Origin of the sequence: Kribbella sp. NPDC051952 (genome assembly GCF_040680855.1) — a bacterium.
Taxonomy (GTDB): domain Bacteria; phylum Actinomycetota; class Actinomycetes; order Propionibacteriales; family Kribbellaceae; genus Kribbella.
Genome location: NZ_JBFAXQ010000034.1, coordinates 51,945 through 68,801 on the forward strand (window position 1 = coordinate 51,945; position 16,857 = coordinate 68,801).

At 70.0% G+C, this 16,857-nt stretch carries 15 protein-coding genes and 1 pseudogene; 3 read left to right on the forward strand and 13 right to left on the reverse strand.

Going from position 1 to position 16,857, the window contains the following annotated elements:
* Nucleotides 1-4: 4 nt before the first annotated feature.
* From AB0L70_RS37365 to AB0L70_RS37410, 10 genes are all read right to left on the reverse strand, one after another.
* Nucleotides 5-742: a Tad domain-containing protein gene (locus tag AB0L70_RS37365; protein WP_363691590.1), complete on the reverse strand. Its 738-nt coding sequence runs from the start codon at nucleotides 740-742 to the stop codon at nucleotides 5-7.
* Complete coding sequence (locus AB0L70_RS37370) at nucleotides 742-1,215, reverse strand: TadE/TadG family type IV pilus assembly protein (protein WP_363691591.1); 474 nt, start codon at nucleotides 1,213-1,215, stop codon at nucleotides 742-744. Before AB0L70_RS37370 ends, AB0L70_RS37365 begins: the two co-directional genes overlap by 1 nt.
* Nucleotides 1,216-1,225: 10 nt before the next feature.
* Entirely contained in the window at nucleotides 1,226-1,657 is a 432-nt protein-coding gene (locus AB0L70_RS37375; RefSeq protein WP_363691592.1) for a TadE family protein, read from the reverse strand.
* A gap of 8 nt (nucleotides 1,658-1,665) precedes the next feature.
* Complete coding sequence (locus tag AB0L70_RS37380; protein WP_363691593.1) at nucleotides 1,666-1,884, reverse strand: hypothetical protein; 219 nt, start codon at nucleotides 1,882-1,884, stop codon at nucleotides 1,666-1,668.
* Between the two features lie 103 nt (nucleotides 1,885-1,987).
* Nucleotides 1,988-2,908, reverse strand: a complete 921-nt coding sequence (locus tag AB0L70_RS37385) for a type II secretion system F family protein (RefSeq protein WP_363691594.1) — start codon at nucleotides 2,906-2,908, stop codon at nucleotides 1,988-1,990.
* Complete coding sequence (locus tag AB0L70_RS37390; RefSeq protein ID WP_363691595.1) at nucleotides 2,905-3,810, reverse strand: type II secretion system F family protein; 906 nt, start codon at nucleotides 3,808-3,810, stop codon at nucleotides 2,905-2,907. The genes AB0L70_RS37385 and AB0L70_RS37390 overlap by 4 nt, the downstream gene beginning before the upstream one ends.
* An 84-nt stretch (nucleotides 3,811-3,894) precedes the next feature.
* Nucleotides 3,895-5,205, reverse strand: a complete 1,311-nt coding sequence (locus AB0L70_RS37395; protein ID WP_363691596.1) for an ATPase, T2SS/T4P/T4SS family — start codon at nucleotides 5,203-5,205, stop codon at nucleotides 3,895-3,897.
* Nucleotides 5,202-6,008, reverse strand: coding sequence for a hypothetical protein (locus tag AB0L70_RS37400; RefSeq protein WP_363691597.1), 807 nt, complete (start codon nucleotides 6,006-6,008; stop codon nucleotides 5,202-5,204). Before AB0L70_RS37400 ends, AB0L70_RS37395 begins: the two co-directional genes overlap by 4 nt.
* Entirely contained in the window at nucleotides 6,008-6,748 is a 741-nt protein-coding gene (locus tag AB0L70_RS37405) for a hypothetical protein (protein ID WP_363691598.1), read from the reverse strand. The genes AB0L70_RS37400 and AB0L70_RS37405 overlap by 1 nt, the downstream gene beginning before the upstream one ends.
* Before the next feature lie 51 nt (nucleotides 6,749-6,799).
* A complete protein-coding gene (locus AB0L70_RS37410; protein WP_363691599.1) occupies nucleotides 6,800-7,261 on the reverse strand; it encodes a hypothetical protein in 462 nt (153 codons plus the stop codon).
* Between the two features lie 154 nt (nucleotides 7,262-7,415).
* On the opposite strand from AB0L70_RS37410, the gene AB0L70_RS37415 reads away from it, so the two are divergent.
* From AB0L70_RS37415 to AB0L70_RS37425, 3 genes are all read left to right on the forward strand, one after another.
* Nucleotides 7,416-14,492 (forward strand): hypothetical protein, encoded by a 7,077-nt coding sequence (locus tag AB0L70_RS37415; protein ID WP_363691600.1) that lies wholly within the window; start codon nucleotides 7,416-7,418, stop codon nucleotides 14,490-14,492.
* A gap of 76 nt (nucleotides 14,493-14,568) precedes the next feature.
* On the forward strand, nucleotides 14,569-15,099 hold the full coding sequence (locus AB0L70_RS37420; RefSeq protein WP_363691601.1) for a hypothetical protein: 531 nt from the start codon (nucleotides 14,569-14,571) through the stop codon (nucleotides 15,097-15,099).
* 3 nt (nucleotides 15,100-15,102) lie between these two features.
* The gene (locus AB0L70_RS37425; RefSeq protein ID WP_363691602.1) at nucleotides 15,103-15,663 is read left to right on the forward strand and encodes a hypothetical protein; all 561 of its coding nucleotides are present in this window, start codon (nucleotides 15,103-15,105) and stop codon (nucleotides 15,661-15,663) included.
* On the opposite strand, the gene AB0L70_RS37430 is transcribed toward AB0L70_RS37425, so the two are convergent.
* From AB0L70_RS37430 to AB0L70_RS37440, 3 genes and pseudogenes are all read right to left on the reverse strand, one after another.
* Nucleotides 15,645-16,295, reverse strand: coding sequence for an acVLRF1 family peptidyl-tRNA hydrolase (locus AB0L70_RS37430; RefSeq protein ID WP_363691603.1), 651 nt, complete (start codon nucleotides 16,293-16,295; stop codon nucleotides 15,645-15,647). The genes AB0L70_RS37425 and AB0L70_RS37430 overlap by 19 nt on opposite strands.
* Before the next feature lie 10 nt (nucleotides 16,296-16,305).
* Nucleotides 16,306-16,692, reverse strand: coding sequence for a metal-sulfur cluster assembly factor (locus AB0L70_RS37435; protein ID WP_363691604.1), 387 nt, complete (start codon nucleotides 16,690-16,692; stop codon nucleotides 16,306-16,308).
* A 3-nt stretch (nucleotides 16,693-16,695) separates the two neighbouring features.
* Nucleotides 16,696-16,857 (reverse strand): annotated as a pseudogene (locus AB0L70_RS37440) (SUF system NifU family Fe-S cluster assembly protein); the annotation flags it as partial.

Here is a 16,857-nt window from a genome sequence, read left to right on the forward strand (position 1 = left end):
GTCCTTAGCTGGTCGGAGGAGAAGAGGGCGGGGTGCTGGTCGGTGGCGTGGGTGCCGACGGGTCCGGTGTCGGGGTCACGTTCGGCGAGCAGCTCGCCGGGAACGGGAACGGCGAAAGGGTCCAGATCGGGGTGGGCGAACCGATCGTCCAGGTCGGGCACGGAAGATCGATCGTCGGCGGCTGCGCGATGCTGGTCGGCGCGCCCGGGCCGTCGGTGGTCGGGTTGACCACGATCGGCGGGATGGACGGGCTGTCGTCGGCCTTCTTCACGCCTTGTTCGGCGTGGGCCTGGCCGGTGCCGGAGGCCTTCAGCGAGTTCTTGCCGATCAGGCCGAGGAACGTGGTCTTGTTGGTGATCGCGACCGTGATGTCGACGTCGTCCTCGGTCAGGACGGTCGGCACGCACGAGGTCACACTCGGGTCGTTGGACGTCACCTGGGCACAGAACGCGGCGATCGCCGCCGCCGCCTTGACCTTGTCGATCTTGGCCTGGGCGTTGTTCACCTGGATGGCGGCCGCGCCGACCCGGGCCGCTTCCTGGGCGTAGCCGACGGCGCGGGAGCGGGCGCCGAGCTGGCGACCACCGTCGATCACCAGGCCGGCCAGGGTGAAGATCATCACCGCGAGAATCGCGACCGCGGGGCTCAAGGCGCCGCGGCCGAGCAGCCGATGGTTGCCGGGGGCATCGATCCGGAAGAACTCGACGATCCGGGACCGGTGCCGATCAGGTCGGACGACCATCAGCGCACCCCCCGGTACGGGTCGAGCGAGGAGGTGAACCGCTTGGTGATCGTGGTGTCGCCGCCGAGACCGAGCAGGCCGAGGTCGCGGTAGTTGATCGTGCACGTAACCTCGACGGACAACGGTGAACCGGCGGTGAACGCGGTCGTGATGCCGCCGGACGCGGTGTCCTTGCAGGACTTGACCGCCTGGCTCATCGTGCCGGTGACCGCCTCGTCGACCCGGCCCTGGGCCTCGTTCAGCGAGCGTGCCTGGCTGGCCGAGCGGGCACCGTCACGGGCAGCGCTCTCCAGCAGCGAGCTGGTCTGGAAGTAGCGCCCACAGGCGAGCAGGAACATGAACAGCACCAGCAGGACCGGCGCCAGGATCGCCAGCTCGAGCGCGAGCGCGCCTCGCTCACGGGCCCTGTCGCGGCCCCTGTCACGATTGCCGTCACGACCTCGACGGCGGCGGATCCCCAGCTTCCGCGTCATCTCTGCGGCCTCACTTGTCGTCGGCCTCGAACTGCTCGATCGGGCCGGTGGCGGTACGAGTCACCTTCAGCGTCAGGCCGGGCACGAGCGAGACCGTCTCGCCGGTGACGGTGAAGGAGACCATGCCTTCAGGGTTGTTGTACGACGGTGGTGGGACCGCGGCATGCTGCAACGTCGTCCCGCCGAGCTGCTGCGCGTACGACTCGATGTCGGCCCGGACCTTCTCCCCCACCGCCGGGCTGTAGACCGGCGGCTGGACGAGCCGCAACCGCGAAACACCTTCCTGTGCAGCGTTCAGCGCCACGGATCGCCCGTACAACCAGAGAGCGGTCTGGATCGACACGAAGATCAACGCCAGGATGGCCGGCGCCAGGATGGCCAGCTCGAGCGAGCTGACCCCCCGCTCCGACCGCCGGCGGTGCCTTCGCAGCCGAACAGACATCTCCTGGGTCAGCCTTGGTCGATTTCGGCGGTGCGCTTGCTGATGACGCGCTTCACCACGACGCCGATCGCGAGCGCGGCGGCGACCAGAATGGCGGAGATGATCGCCCACTCCAGCGCGGAAGCCCCCAGCTCGGTCTGGCCCTGCCGGGCTCGCGCGCGTTGAGCCTGGGCCCGCGCCATCGCGTAGCCGGTCATCGCCCGCCAGAACATCAGTTCTGAGATCATCCGATCGCCTTTCCCAAATCATGAGGCCCGCAGGAGGCCTCAGTATGCCCTGTACGACGGACAGCTTCGTCCGTTGGATCCCATGCCCTGATCACCATCTGGCCTAACTCCCGAGGATCGCGATCGCGGCCGGGAAAGCGAGGAAGAGGAAGAACGCCGCGATCATCACGAGCTGGGCCACCAGCATCGATTGCGACCGCTCTCCGGCCTTGCCTTCCACGTCGGCCAGCTCCTTGCGCCGCAGCGATGCGGCCCGCGCCAGCAGCGAGGCCCGGATCTTCGCGCCCTCGTCGCCGGCCAGTGCCAGCGCCGATGCCAGGTCGCGCAACTCCTCGACGCCGAGGTCCTCGCCGAGCCGCGCCATTGCGTCCCAGGGCGTGATGCCGATCAGGCGCGCGTTCGCGAGCGCCTGCCGGATCCGGGCCATCGCCCAGTGGTCGCCGATCGTCGACGCCGTCATCAGTGCCTCGGGCAACCCGCGGCCGCCGGCCAGGTTCATCGCAACCAGGTCGAGGAAGCTGCCGACCACGTGCCGGAAGTCGCGCCGCCGCTTCTCCGCCTCCTGCCGCAACGCCAGGTCGGGCAGGAAGAACGCCAGTACCATCACGGCCAGGGTCACGATCGCCGGGCTCGCACCGGGGGCACTGAGGCCCAGCGCGCCGAACAGGAACAGGACGAGCGGGATGAAGATCATCGCCCCGAGTGCGAAGAACACCTTGGTGGCGAGCATCGCGGCGAACGGCTGGTTCATCACCGCGAGATCGCGGCGCAGCTTGCCGAACGCCCAGCCCCGCGCGTTCGCCTCGGCCTCGAGTCGCCGGCCGAGCGACTCACGCGCCCGGTCCACCGATCCGAGCACACGTTCGCCGGCCGCACTCGTGGTCGCGCCACTCGTGTAGCCGCCGCGACCCGCGTCGATCCGGGCGATGGTCGAGAGCACGTTCGCCTGCGGCTTGATGAACATCCGCGCCAAGAGGTACGCACCCAGACCGACCAGGCCGCCGGTGATGAAGGCCCACATCATCGGTCCACCACCTCCATCCGCGCGTCGATGTCCCGGCTCGTCCGCTGGGTATCGCTGCTACGAATCAGGAACCGCTCAGGCACCTCGATCTTGGCCAGCCGGCGCAGCCAGACCAGACCGAGCGCGTACAGCGCAATGACGACCAGCAGGACGACCTGCCCGATGAAGCTCGTGTACGGCGCCATGTAGACCGGGTTGAACAGCACCAGTCCGGCAGCCATGACGAGGGTGATCGCGACCACCACCTGCACACTGCGCCGGGTCGCACGACGTTCCGCTGCGACTTTCCGGCGTACGTCGAGTTCCTCGCGGGCCGAGTCGGCCAGGGCGCTGAGGACCTCGCGCAGACCGGGTCCGCGCAGGCGGGCGTTCAGGACCAGGGCCGCGACGATCAGGTCGGCGGAGGGGTCGTTGAGGTCGTCGGCGAACCGCATCAGTGCCGAGGGCAACGGTTCGCGGATGCGCAGCCGGTCGACCAGCAGGTTCAGGTTGGGCTTGATCGCCGGGGCCGCGTTCACCGCGGTGGCCGGGATCGCCTGCTCCAGACCGACCGCGCCGGCGATCGTGTCGCGCAGCGCTTCGGTCCACGTGGCCAGCGCGTCCAACCGGTCGATGGCCCGGCGTTCCTCACCGGTGCCACCGAAGAAGCGGTCGGCCAGTGCGGCGAGCAGGCCGAGCGCGATGGCGAGGACGAGCCAGCGGGTGACGACCAGCACGATCAGGCCGACACCGAGGCCGACACCGAGCCGGATCAGGTTCTTCCGGCCTTCGACGTTGCTGCGGCGGAAGATCGACGGCGTCTCCTCCCGCGGCTCGGTGCCACGGATCGCGACGATCAGCAGCAGTACGGCGCCGCCGACAACGGCTCCGCACAGCAACGCGAGCAGGGTCCGATTGCTCATCGACGTCCTCGCTTCGCTCCGGGCGCCGACGAGACACGAGGCGTACTGTGCTCGATGGTGACCTCGCTTCGCTCGCTCACTGACTCACGCCCACGTTCCGTGCACGAGGGGCTGGTACCCGTAGTGCTCGAGCTCGTCCATGCACGCGATCGGAGCGTGTGCGGCAGCGTGGCCGTCGGGTCCGGGCGCGAACACCTCACCGGACAGCACCCGGCCGTCCCAGCCGGTGACCTCCCGGATGCTTTCGACGTACCGGTTCAGGCCACCGCCGTGCTGGTAGTCGTTGTGCTTGCGGACGAACACGACGAAGTCGAGCGCGCCGGCGATCAGCATCTGGGTGGCGTCCATCGGCAACCGCTCGCGGGCCTGGATCGCGTAGGTGCTGATCCGGTTGAACACCTCCATCGAGCTGTTCGAGTGGATCGTCGACAGCGAGCCGTCGTTACCCTGGCTCATCGCGTTCAGCATCGTCACGATCTCGTCGCCGAGGACCTCACCGACGATGACCCGGCTCGGGTTCATCCGCAGCGAACGGCGGACCAGGTCGGCCATGGCCACCTCGCCGACGCCTTCGGAGTTCGGCAACCGCTCTTCGAACGCGACCACGTTCGGGTGCAGGTCCTTGAACTCACCGAGGCCGAGCTCGAGCGAGCGCTCGACCGTGATCAGCCGCTCCCCCGCGCCGATCTCGTTGGCCAGCGCACGCAGCAGCGTGGTCTTCCCGGAGTTCGTCGCGCCCGCGATCATGATGTTCTTCCGCGCCGCGACCGCGGCCCGCAGGAACGAGCCGACGTCCTCGGACATGGTGCCGTTGGCAACCAGATCGCGAAGGAACACCCGGCCCAACCGAGCCCGCCGGATCGAGACCGCGGGCCGCGCGGTGACGCCCATGACCGCGGACAAACGGGAGCCGTCCGGCAGCCGTAGGTCGAGCTGGGGGTTGGCGGAGTCGAACGGGCGGCTGGTCAGACCGGCGTGGGCGGCGAGCACCTGGATCAGCTCGACCAGTTCGTCATCGCTCTCGGCGACCGCACCCAGGGTCTCCTCGCGGCCGTCGCCGTACTGGACGAAGACCTGGTCGCAGCCGTTGATGTCGATGTTCTCGACCTCGGGGTCGTCGATCAGCGGCTGCAGCCGGCCGACACCGAACAGCGCCGAGTGGATCGCGCCGGCGATCTGCGCGTCGTCGTCCGGGGTGGGCGGCGTACGCCCCTCGGCCAGCTCGTAGCGCGCGTGGTCCTCGAGCACCTGGACGATCAGCGAACGCGCGTACTCCCGCTCGTCGTCCGCACTCATCGGCGGTACGCCGTTCACCTGGTCGCGCCGGCGTTGTTCGTTCAGCCGCTCGGCGACCTGGACGCGGAGCTTACGCACCAACTCCTGGTCAGCGCTCATCGATAGTCACCGTTAGGCGGCGGGAACGCTGCCTCGGCCATGTCGAAGGCTTGCGGCGGCGGCGCGGCGACGATCGAGGCCATCTCGGCGGTGATGTCGTTCGCCGAACGGATCAATGCGGTCTTGTCGAGCCGGCCGTGGCCGCGCCCGTCGAAGAACGCCGCACCGACCGGGTCGTACGCCAGGTGCCACCGGTGCCGCACCGGCACGGACATCGCGTCCAGCACGGTCCACACCTGCTTGACCCCGTCGCGTCGCTTCGGGTCCGCCACCACGACCACACCGAGCTGTGCGTCGACGTGGTGCACCAGTGAGGACAGCCGCTCGCGCAGGTGCGCGACCGACGACCCGGTCGCCGTACACACCAGTACGACGAGTCGCGCGGACTGGATGACGGGAAGCTGCGGCGACGACGCACCGATTCGGCCACAGTCAGCCAGTACGTCGCCACTCTGCATTTGGTTGAACGTGATGCCGAGGGGATGCCACAGACCGCCCATGCCACCGACCTGCTCGGGCGAACGGACGCCAAGCAGTACGTCCAGACCGCCGTCGAGCTGCTGGCTGTGCGCGAGGATCACCTCGTCACCCAGACCCTTACGACTCGCCGCGGCCAGGCTGACCAGCCCGCGGTCGGAGTTCAGCGCGGCGCCACCCGGTCCGGTCATCCGGATCGCCACATCGCTGCCGGCCGGGTCGCACTCGGCCAGCAGCACCTGCCGCGGCCAGAGCGCACCGAAGACGAGGCTGGCAGTCGTCACCCCGGGCGAGCCCTTTGCGCTCGCCAGTGCTACCAGAGCCATCAATTGTTCCCGTCGTTGAACGAGATCTCGGGCTTGGTGTCGGGCGCGAGCGTCCCCAGCACCAACGACTTGGCCGCCGCCGCAGCGGCTACGCCGGCCAGCTTGTCGCTCGGGATCAGCACAGTCACATTCAGCGTGGAACTGGCACTCGTCTTCGAGTCGATCAGGGCACCCGAGCTGGCGGTCACGATGGCAGCCTTCACCAGGGTGCTCGCGCTCCCGGTGTCCTGGTTGGACGTCGGGACCTGGATCACCGACACGATGTCGCCGACCTCGATCCCGTCGGACGGGGCGCGACCCGCCTCCAGGGTGATGCCGACCAGCGCACCACCGAGCGGGGTCGGCTTGGCGCCGTCCTTGGTGAGGTTCTGCGGGGTGATGAACTGGTCCTTGTACAGCCAGGTGGTCGTGTAGCGACCGATGTACTTGTTCGCCTCCGACCACGGGATCAGCCCACCGGTCGCACCGGCGAGGTCACCGCGGGACAGGTCCTTGGCCTCGAGTCTGTGGCCGGGCGCGAGACTGTCGGCGCCGATCGCGACGAAGTCGGACCGGTTGCCGCTGTTCAGTGCGATCAGCGCGGAGCCGGCCGCGCCGAGCAGGATCAGGATCACCGCCAAGGCGGCCAGGGCGGGGCGGCGCTCTCGGCTGTTGGGAAGGCGGTTGGAACCGCCACCCGCCGATCGGCCCGCTCCGCGGGCGCCTTGCGAGGGGGTACGCGTGGAGGACGAGAGACTCACCCGCCTACCGTAATGGCAGCGAGGTGCCAACCAAGCCAATAGGTCGGCCTGTTATCGGGCTGCGACCCGGTCTCTTTCCACCGTGGTCAGCAACTCGTTGAACGCACCCGGTCCGCCGTACAACTGGTCTAGATAGCTGTACAGCCCGTGCAGTGCGCGACCGAGCTCCCGTTGCCACCCGTCGGACGCCTCTAAATCCGCGGCCAGGGTCCGGCCCTGGACCAGCGTGACCGCCGCGTTCACCGGCTGCACCAGCCGCTCCCCGTCCGGGTCCGGTACGGCGTTCCGCCCGCGAACCCGGCGTACGACGTCGGCCAGCGCCGACCGCTCCGGGCCGGTATAGACGCGGTCGAATCCGTACCCCCCGTAGAGCTCGTCGAGGTAGTCACACAGCGCGAGAAACAGTTCGACACCGTCGTACTCGGGGCCGTCCGAGGCCACGTGCCGTAGCCGCGCCACCATGCTCCGCGCCTCGGGCACACTCCACTCCGACGAACCCAACCGGTCGTTCATGCCGCGATCCTAGGTGTCCGTGAGGCGAAAATTGTTAACAGTTCGCGTGGTCCGAGTTGCTGGCGAGTAACCAATTGTTTGCTAAATTCCGTGGTCTGAGGTCTTGGTGACAACTGGTGAGCACCAAGGCACGTAACGGGAGGGGGTGAGCTCTGTGTCGACTCCCACGGTTTCCACCCTCACGCCGGCCGACCGGGCCCGCTCGGCACTCGGGACCGCCCTCGGCATCCTCTGCCCGAGTGCTGTGCCGCTGCGCGACGGCAGGGTCTGGCTGACCAGCCGCCACGACGTTCTGCCGGTGCACGTCGTCCGCGCGCTGGAGACGCAGCTCGCCCGCCGGGCCAAGGACCATGTGCGCGACGACCGCCTGCTGGCCGAGGCCGTCGGCGTGCTCGGTGCCGAGATCGCCCGGGCCCGCGGTGAATCCCCCGCCGACGGCGCGACCGCCGCCCTGGACCGGTACCTGCTTGCCCCTGGAATAGACCATTCCCAGCGCGACGAGGCCGAGGCGATGCTCCGCGTCGCGCTCCGCAGCGCCGCACCGGATTCCGCCGAGGCCGCGGCCCGGCTCGACGGTCTGGCGGGTACGTCGCCGCCGGTCAAGCCGTCCGAGATCGTCGCGGCGTCGAAGGAGATCAGCAACGACGCACGCTTGATCGGCGCGACCGCTCCCACCGGCCCACCCGGCTCGGGACGCGACCGCGCCGGCGTGGGTGGCGGCCATCGCCGCCCTTCGGGCCGGCGAACGCTGACCCGGACCGTCCGCGGGACCGGCCTGGTGACCGGTACCGGTGGACGTCCGAGTCTCGATCGGGATCTCGACCAGCGCACCGCCCTGGCCGTCCTCGCGGGGATGAGCCAGGACGACCTCGCCTCGTCACTCACCGCCCAGCCGGTGATCGACTCGCAGGCGCAGCTGGCCGTGGTGATGATGCCGGCCAGCGACGTACCTCAGCACGTTCGCGTCGAGGTGCTGCCGACGGTCGGCGGCCTGGTCGCCCAGGGCCGGCTCCATGCGGGTACGGCGGACGACCCGCACGTGATCCGGATCGCGCCGCGACTCGGTGACGATCAGCTCCGGCATGTCTGGGCGCATCAGCTGTCACTGATGACGCAGCAGTTCGCGGCCGAGTACGCCGAACGACCGACCGGAGTCTTCGACCGGCTCAGGTCCACCTTCGGCAACGAGCGGCGGAACCGAAGGCTGCAGGCCGACAACGTCGCCTACCAACTGCTGGTCAAGGACTGGCACGAGGCCCGGGCCGAGACCCTGGCGAACGGACGCCCGAGCGGGCCGCGCAGCGTGGCCGACCTGGAGCGCGACATCCAGGGACTGGCGCAGGCGATCCGCCAGCGCAGCGGCAGTGAGCCCGCGCTTCCCTGGATCGCCGATTCGATCTCGGTGCCCAACGCACCTGCGGCCGGTTTCGCCGCGGCTCGCGCCGAGGCGAACGCGACGCCGGCCCGGCACACCCCGGGCCACCTCCGCCAGCAGGTGGCCGCGCAGATCGAGCTGCTGCAGGGCTCCATCACCGACCACGACGAGAAGGCCGCCGCCAAGACCGGCACCGCCGCGATTGCGACCGAGGAGGCCGCTCAGGGCGAGCGCGACGCGCAGAAGGAAGACACCGCGAAGGACCAGGGTGCGGCCGAGCGCGCCCGCGGGCTGCGCGCCGGGGCCGTTGCTGCCGGCAACAAAGCACGGCGGCACACCGAGATCGCGGCGGCGTACACGCAGGCGTCGGCGAAGGCCCGGCTGGCCTTGACCGGGTACCAGGACCTGCTGACCGAGCTCGACGACCCGAACCACACCCAGGCCCGGATCGAGGTACGGGCCCAGATCGCGGCCCGGCGCGTCGACGCCTACGAGAGCAGCCTGGACCAGGCGATCCCGGTCAAGGATCTGCTCGAGACCGGCGTACCGACCGGGAAGCCGCTGTACCTGCCGGTCAGCGACATCAACAAGGTGCTGGCCGGGAACCACATCCGCGCGCGGATCACTTCGGACGGACCGATCCCGGTGCCGGGAGCGGTGTACCGCAAGTTGATGTCCGCCGACGGCCTGGTGTTCACCATCGACGGTCCCCCTGACGACGACGTCAGCCGGGTCAAGCAGGTCCGGGTCCGGATGAAGCGTCGCGATCTCACCGAGGTGATCGATCGCGACTACGACCTGGCCGAGCAGATGTCCGGCACGCTCGGCGAGGGTGGCCAGAGCTTCGCCACCACCAATACACACGCATCGAGCGTGACCACCGGTGTCGATGTCCGGCCGTTCCTCGCGATGGCCGCGCCGGGGACGCCGCTGCATGCCGCGTCCGAGGTGCTCGCGCCGGGAGTCTCGGTGACGTCGGGCCGCACGCTGGCCGAGACCGGTGGCGCGACGGCGTACCACCAGCAAGGCTGGGTCGACGCCTACGAGGGCGAATCGCTGCTCTACGAATGGACCGGCGAGTGGGAGGTCGAGGTCCGGGACTCGCCGACCGACCCGTGGTCGCCGGTGGAGACGTTCGACGCCGGCCGGCAGCAGACGTGGGTGCCGAGCGCCTACACGGTGCAGCCGCCGGACGAGACCGTCTCGCTGGCCGAGCTCGGGCACGCGTCGGACTGCACCAAGGAGTTCCCGCGGCACACGGTCACCAGGATCAACGGGCTGCAGAGCATCAACGACCGCCTGGTCGCCGAGGCGAACCAGCGGTTCGGCGGGATCGACCGCGTCACCTACGAGCACCTCAGTGGCCTGATCACGGAGGACTCGTACCGGCTGCTCCGCGAGGCGGCCGCGCCCGGAGGGATCTGGCGACCGATCCCGTCGGGCGGTGAGACCGAGTACGAGGCCACCTTCGAGGTCGAGCCGATCTGGGCCGAGGCGAAGCTGAGCGGTGAGCCCAGCACGGAGGCGCGGCAGGAAGAGGTCCTGGTCGACTTCGCCGGGATCAGCGCGAGCCAGTCCTACGGCACCTCACTGACCGGTACGGCGTCACTCGGCGGCCGGACCCCCATCTCGCCGAGCGGCTCCGTCGGGCGCAACGTCGCCCGCCAGGGTGGACAGCAGGTCAGCTCGACCGCGATCACCCCGGCCGTTCACCGCGACAAAGGCCCGACCCAGGGCGTCCTGGTCGGGCTCAAGGTCAAGGCCACGCTGCGCAAGGTCAACGACCGGACCGCGGCGCCGATCGTCATCGAGGACATCTGCCAGGCCCGTCTCCGCGTCCCGGAGAACGACCTGCTGCGGGCCGGCGCGCGCGCGTCCAAGGACGCCGTACTGCGCGACAAGGACAACAACATCCGGACCGACCAGGACGGCCGGGTGCTGCTGCGCGGCGACCCCGAGCCGCCGACCGGTCCGCAGACCCTGCCGCCGTGGCTCGGCCTCGGCCGGAACCAGCTGCGTGGTCCCGGCAAGTCGTTGCCGCAGAACCTCAAAGGCGCCGAGGCGGCGCGACGGCAGGCCCTGCGCAAGCTGAGCACGATGGGCCTGGTGCCACCGCTCGACAAGGTCACCTGCCTGCCGTTGATGGATCAGCTGCCGACGGACAAGCTGCGCCGGGCCAGCCAGTTGCGCAACTACGACCGGATCATGCAGCAGATCAGCGCGCCCCGGATCGAGGCCGGGATGAACCAGGCCTGCCAGAGCGGCTTGATCGTCGTCCTCGACGACCACCAGACCGGCCATACACCTCGCTTCCGCAACTTCCGGTTGTCGGTCACCCAGGACTTCGACGACGTCGAGGGCCGCGGCACCAGTACGACGAGAACCGTCGTCCGGCTCGGGATCAGCTCGAAGGCGACCGGCCGCACCTCCGGTCGCTCGAAGGCGCTGCCGGTATCGGGTGGGGTCGGCGCCGCCGAGGGGCCGGCCACGGGAATGCGCGGCTGGGCCGGCCGGCTCGGGATCAAGCTGAGCCGCAACGCGGTCGCCCGCTCCTTCAGCTGGACCGCCGGCCGGCGGGTCCAGCGGGTCACGCTGACCGAGAGCACCTCGGCCCTGGACCGGCTCAAGCAGGGTTGCCGGATCACCTTCGCCGAGGTGACCGACCAGGGCGACTCCAAGGCGCTGGCCGACGTACGAGGCAGCTTCGAGGTCGAGTACGACAGCGCACTGTCCCGGGCCGAGGAGCCCGTGTTCGAGGCGAAGCCGAAGCCGCCGCACGCGCTCGCCGTCCAGCAGGCGATCCCGGTGGCGGTCGACGCGGGCAGCCCCGCGGACCGGATCTTCCGTGCCGTGCCCGCGATCCGTGCCGACACCACCGCCTTCGCGCAACTGCACGACCTGCTCTCCCCCGACGCCCTGGTCGCGAACCGGGAGTGGATGAACGGCAGCTACGAGCTGCCGATGGCCATCATCCCGGCACCGGCGAACCCGTCCCAGGCGATCGAGGACGGGACGCTGCTGCCACAGGAACTGAAGGTGGTGGTCCGGGGCGAGGCGACGAGCCTGACCTGCGTGGCCATCACCCGGGACAACACCGCCGACATCAACTTCACCATGACCGACGTCGGCTTCACGTCCGGTACGTCGACGTCCGGTGGAGTCACCGTCGAAGCCGGCGGCGGACTCACCCAGGCCGACGGCTCCAGCAACTCCGGCGGCGTCACGGCCGCGCGGATCGGCGGGACGGCGCAGTCGACCACGGACAGCCAGACAACCGGCGAGGAACGACTGCTCGTCAACATCGGCACGCACTACGAGTTCCTCGAGCGGCACACGCTCGTAGCGGACATCGTCCAGAACGGTCAGGTGATCGACACCGTCAAGCTCGAGGACGCGCTGGCCCAGAAGTCGATGGCCGAGCGTCGTGCCCTGGAGCTCTACGCGAACAAGAAGCTCGACCTGCCGCTGTCGGTGGTGGCCGACGCGGCGGAGCGGTACCTGACCGGCAAGCTCGAGCTCGAGCCGCGGACCGCCTCCGGTTTCGTCCGGCGCTACAAGCAGGAAAAGGCCGGTGCGACCACGGGTCTCGCGCCGGCGCACACCGACGACATGCTGGCCGAAAGGGTGCGGACGCAGAACCGGGCCCCTGCCTCCGAGGCGTCGACGGACGAGGAGCGACTCGAGGAGGCCCTGGCCAACGCCGAGCGGGTCGCCGCCCAGCGCCGGCCGATGCACATGTCGACGGGCGCGTACGACCGCAGCCTCGGTGCGAGCATGCTCGAGACCATCACCCCGGAGGGCCGGGAGGACGAGCAGGTCGAGCTGCTCGCGTTGGTCAGTTCGCAGATCCAGGAGATCGCACCCGACCTGACGGCGAGGAACACCCTGCTCGCCGCCGCGCTCGACGGCGACCTGGCTCCGGACGCCTACCAGGGCCACCTGGAGAAGATGCTAGGCCCGCGCGGGTACGTCGGCGCGATCGAGGTCCCGATCGAGGGGCGGGAGCTGCCCGACGTCCTGCTCGTCCGGGTCCGGGCCCGCTACGAGGGTGGCATCACCATCAACGGCGTCCCGGTGAAGGAGGACGGTACGCCGGACATCCCCAAGGTCGAGGCGATCGGCATCGGCCAGGCCTACGCCTACAAGCAGCGTGACCAGGTCACCGGTCACACCACGACGCACTCCGGGACCGTGCAGGGATCGGGTGCCGGTAGCACCGGCGCGGGGGTGTCGGGCAGCGTCGGGACCGACCGGACCCGGCAGCACACGGCCGGCACCGGCGAGCAGAACACCACGATCGACGGGGCCGCTCACTTCGACAAGGCCAAGCTCCAGCGCAAGCTCGTCTTCACGACCGAGGTCGTCCGGCTGCACAACGTGGGCGCCGCGACGATGGCGAGCCTGCGCTGGAAGCTCAACCGGACGACGATGGCCGATGTCTCCACCGAGGCCCGGCCGCGGCAGCTGCGGGCCGACCTGACCGCCCTGGTTCCGCGCGACTCGATGAGCGACGGACCGGCGCCGGCCCGGCAGCTCGACGATCGGCTGCCGGAGCACCGGATGTTCGCCCTTCCCGACGGCGCGGTGGTCCTGGCGACCGTGCCGTTCGCCGAGAGCCGTGGCGAGCCGGAGCGGGACCACCTGTACGACGAGCTGTCCAGCTTCCTCCGCCGTCGCGACGTACTCGGCGAAGGTGGCCTGGACGACAAGCAGGAAACGGTGCTCGGGGTCCAGCTGGATCCGATCGCGCTGAAGGCGAAGTTCGAGCAGCTGGCCAACGAGGGCCTCGACCTGGTCCCGATGGCGGGACCGGGGAACGGCCCGACCACGGTGGCGGTGAAGATCCACGCCAGACCGGTCGGTTGGGAGCTGGAGGACGATCCGAAGCCGGGCCAGCGGCGCAAGGTGCGCCGGCGGCAGAAGGCCACGCGCTCCTCGGCGGGCGGGAATCGGCTGGGCCCGACGACCGTGACCGGTGGCGTCAACGCCGGCGTCGTCTCGGTCACCGGTTCGCGCGGCGAGCAGGTGAACCAGGCCAGCAACGACGCGCACGGCACCCGGCTGGAGAGCAGCAGGTTCGATGCGGGCGACCTGGTCACGGTCCGGATCCCGGTCGAGTACGACGTCACCGTCCGGCAGACCACGGACAAGGGCCGCGGTACGCCGGCAACCCACCGGACCACCCAGCTGCCGAGCCTGGCCAAGGCCGAGTTCTATGTGGAGATGCTCAGGCACGAGTACCTCGACGGCCTCCGGCAGATGGAACAGGGCGCCTCGATGGACGCCGTCCTCGCCGGTGCGCGGCTCCAGGCCGTGCCGGACAAGCTGGGCAAGCCGGACCTGACCGCGACGGAGTACGCCGAGGGCACGTCGGGACCGGTCTACCAGCCGTACCGGCCGCTGCAGCAGGCGATCGCGCTGGCCGAGGAGCAGCAACGACCAGTGGTGTTGTCCGTCCGCGAGTCCGACGGCCATGAGCGGCTCTACCAGGCGTTGCCCAGCGAGACCGGGCCGGACGGGAAGCGGATCCACGGCCCCCGGCTGATCGGCGTCAACGACGGCGGCTTCGCCGCGGCGTTCACGTCTCTGCATCCGAGCCTGGTGTTGATGGCGGAGGGCCGGGTCGACCTGCGCGAGCTCTACAACACCTCGTCACCGGACGGCGTCTTCAGCGCCAAGGTCGCCGCGGAGCTGGAGAGTCGTGGTGTCCCGGCCGCTGTCCTGAAGGGCCTCGACTACTCCACGACCTCTCGCCAGCTCGCCTCGAACCACGGCGTCCAGCACACGCCAGGCGGGTCGACGGCCAGCCGGACCATAGCGGCCCCAGGGCACGGACAGTCGCTGTCGGGGCCGTGATCGAGGCGTAGTTCACCAGGCCCCGCGGCGATGTCCGCCGGGCCGATCACTGTTCGCTACGAGGAATGGGGGCTGGATGGCGTTCGCGGTGGCGCGCACGAGGGACGAGGCTCAGCTGTACCTGGAACTGCATCCCTGCCCGGACTGCGGTTCGATCGAGACGTCCTGGGAGCACGGCCTGATCGAGGTCGACGGACAGCTCGCGATGAGCTACGCCGGGACCTGCTCGGTCTGCTCGGCCGAACGCGAGTACGTGTTCGGTCTGCCCGCGCGGGAGACCAAGGCGATCGGCTGGCCGACCTTCGGCGGGCCGGAGCCGTCGGAGCTGCTCGATCCCGGGCAGTGGATGGACGTGGCCGACCGCGCCGCCGCGGCGGTCCCCACGGATCCGGCCGAGGCGGGTAGGGTGCTGGCCGTCGCCCGGGCCGCCGTCGACGAGGTGGTCAAGTTCGTGCCAGCCGGGCAGGACGCCGTACCGGAGGAAGAGTTCTGGACGCCCGAGGGCCGGGTGGTCCGGGACGCGGAGGCCGGCAGGTTCCGGCTGGACCGGCTGCTGGTGGTGCGCGACACCTACGACGAACTGTTCCGAGACACAGGAGCGAGATAACCGATGCTGACCGCAAGGACCCTGGCCGAGGCGCAGATCTACGTGAGTCTGGCGACGGCGGCCGACCCGGACGTGCCGGCGGTCGAGCCGGCGGAGCCCGAGCCGGGCGTGAACCTGACCGCGGGCCCGGACGCCTGGACGCTCGCGTCGCCGGCCGGCGAGATCTCCGTCGCGTACACGTCCGAGGACGCCGCGCGGACGGTCGGGGCCCGGTTCGGGCTCGGGGTGTCGCCGTTGATCGACGCCGCGCAGTGGGCTGTGGTCGCGGCGACGTACAGCCGGCGGGCGCTGGAGGCCGACCTGGCCTACACCGGTGCGCCGGAGCAGAACCGGGACAGCGTCGAGCTGAACTGGGAGTTCGCCGCGGACGCGGTCACGGAAGCGCTGAAGTTCCTGCCGGACGGCGTCGACCAGGCTCCGCCGGAGGCGGTCTGGTCGGAGTTCGGCGCCCGGGCGCTGGCGCGGGAGCCGCAGTTACTGAGCCGCGCGAAGCTGATCGACGACCTGGAGTACTACCAGGGCACGCTGGAGGACTTCCGCGCCCTCTACGGCGAGTCTTCCTGAGTCCTGCTCTGCTCAGTGATGGCTATCCGGATCGCCCGGGCGTCGGCGCCGGCCTGCTCGAGCACCTTCTGCTTCGGATCGGGTACGCCGAGAAATGGCGGCCGCACGAGTCCGGTCAGGTCCTTCAACCGCGGATCCTCGAGCACGGTGTCGACCGCCCGCCGGTCTCCCCCGCACACGAGTGCGTCCAGCCGGGCCAGCGCCAGAATCCGTACGGCGACCTCGGTCGCGGCGGCGAAGGCCTCCCGGGCCTGATTGTCGCGTCGCCGCGCGTACCGCTGCTGCGACCAGCCGCCCGCCTTGGTCGTCCCCTGCACGTGGCGTGATCCGACCTTCGAGTCCACCAGGTTGCCGCCGGCAAATACCCCGGCGCCGTAGCCACCACGCCGTACGATCAGCACGCCCAGCCGCCAGTCCCGCCGGACATGAGCCAGCAGGCCGTCCTTCGACAGGTCGGCCAGAGGCGGGAACGGCACCTCGACGACGGCGATCGAACCGTCCGACGCGGACGCCGTGACGCTTGTCGGCGTCACGGCGTACTCGACGTCGCCGTGGCGGTCACCGAAGCCGGCCAGCCACCTGTCCAGCCGCTCCGGTGCCACGGTGACGACTCGGGGAACGGTCCCGGTCACACAGTGCCGGTCACACGTTGAAGCCGAGCGCCCGCAACTGGTCGCGGCCGTCGTCGGTGATCTTCTCCGGGCCCCACGGCGGCATCCAGACCCAGTTGATCCGGAAGTCGTTCACCAGGCCGTCCAGCGCCATCCGGGTCTGGTCCTCGATCACATCGGTCAGCGGGCAGGCTGCCGAGGTCAGGGTCATGTCGATGATCGCCGTACTGGTGTCGTCGACGGTGATGCCGTAGATCAGGCCGAGGTCGACGACGTTGATGCCGAGCTCGGGGTCGACGACGTCCTTCAGGGCCTCGTTGACGTCCTCGACCTTGGCCGGGGTCGTGCCGGGCTGCGCGGCGGCGGCCTCGAGATCCACCTCGGGCAGCTCGATCTTCTCGTCGGTCTGGTCAGGCATTGCTCACTCCCTCTTTCCGGCGCCGGACTTTGACATGGCCTGGGCGGTGGCGTCCCGCCAGGCCGACCAGCCCAGCAGCGCACACTTCACCCGGGCTGGGAACTGCGCGACGCCCGCGAACGCGACGCCGTCCTCCAGAACCTCTTCGTCCGGCTCGATCTCCTT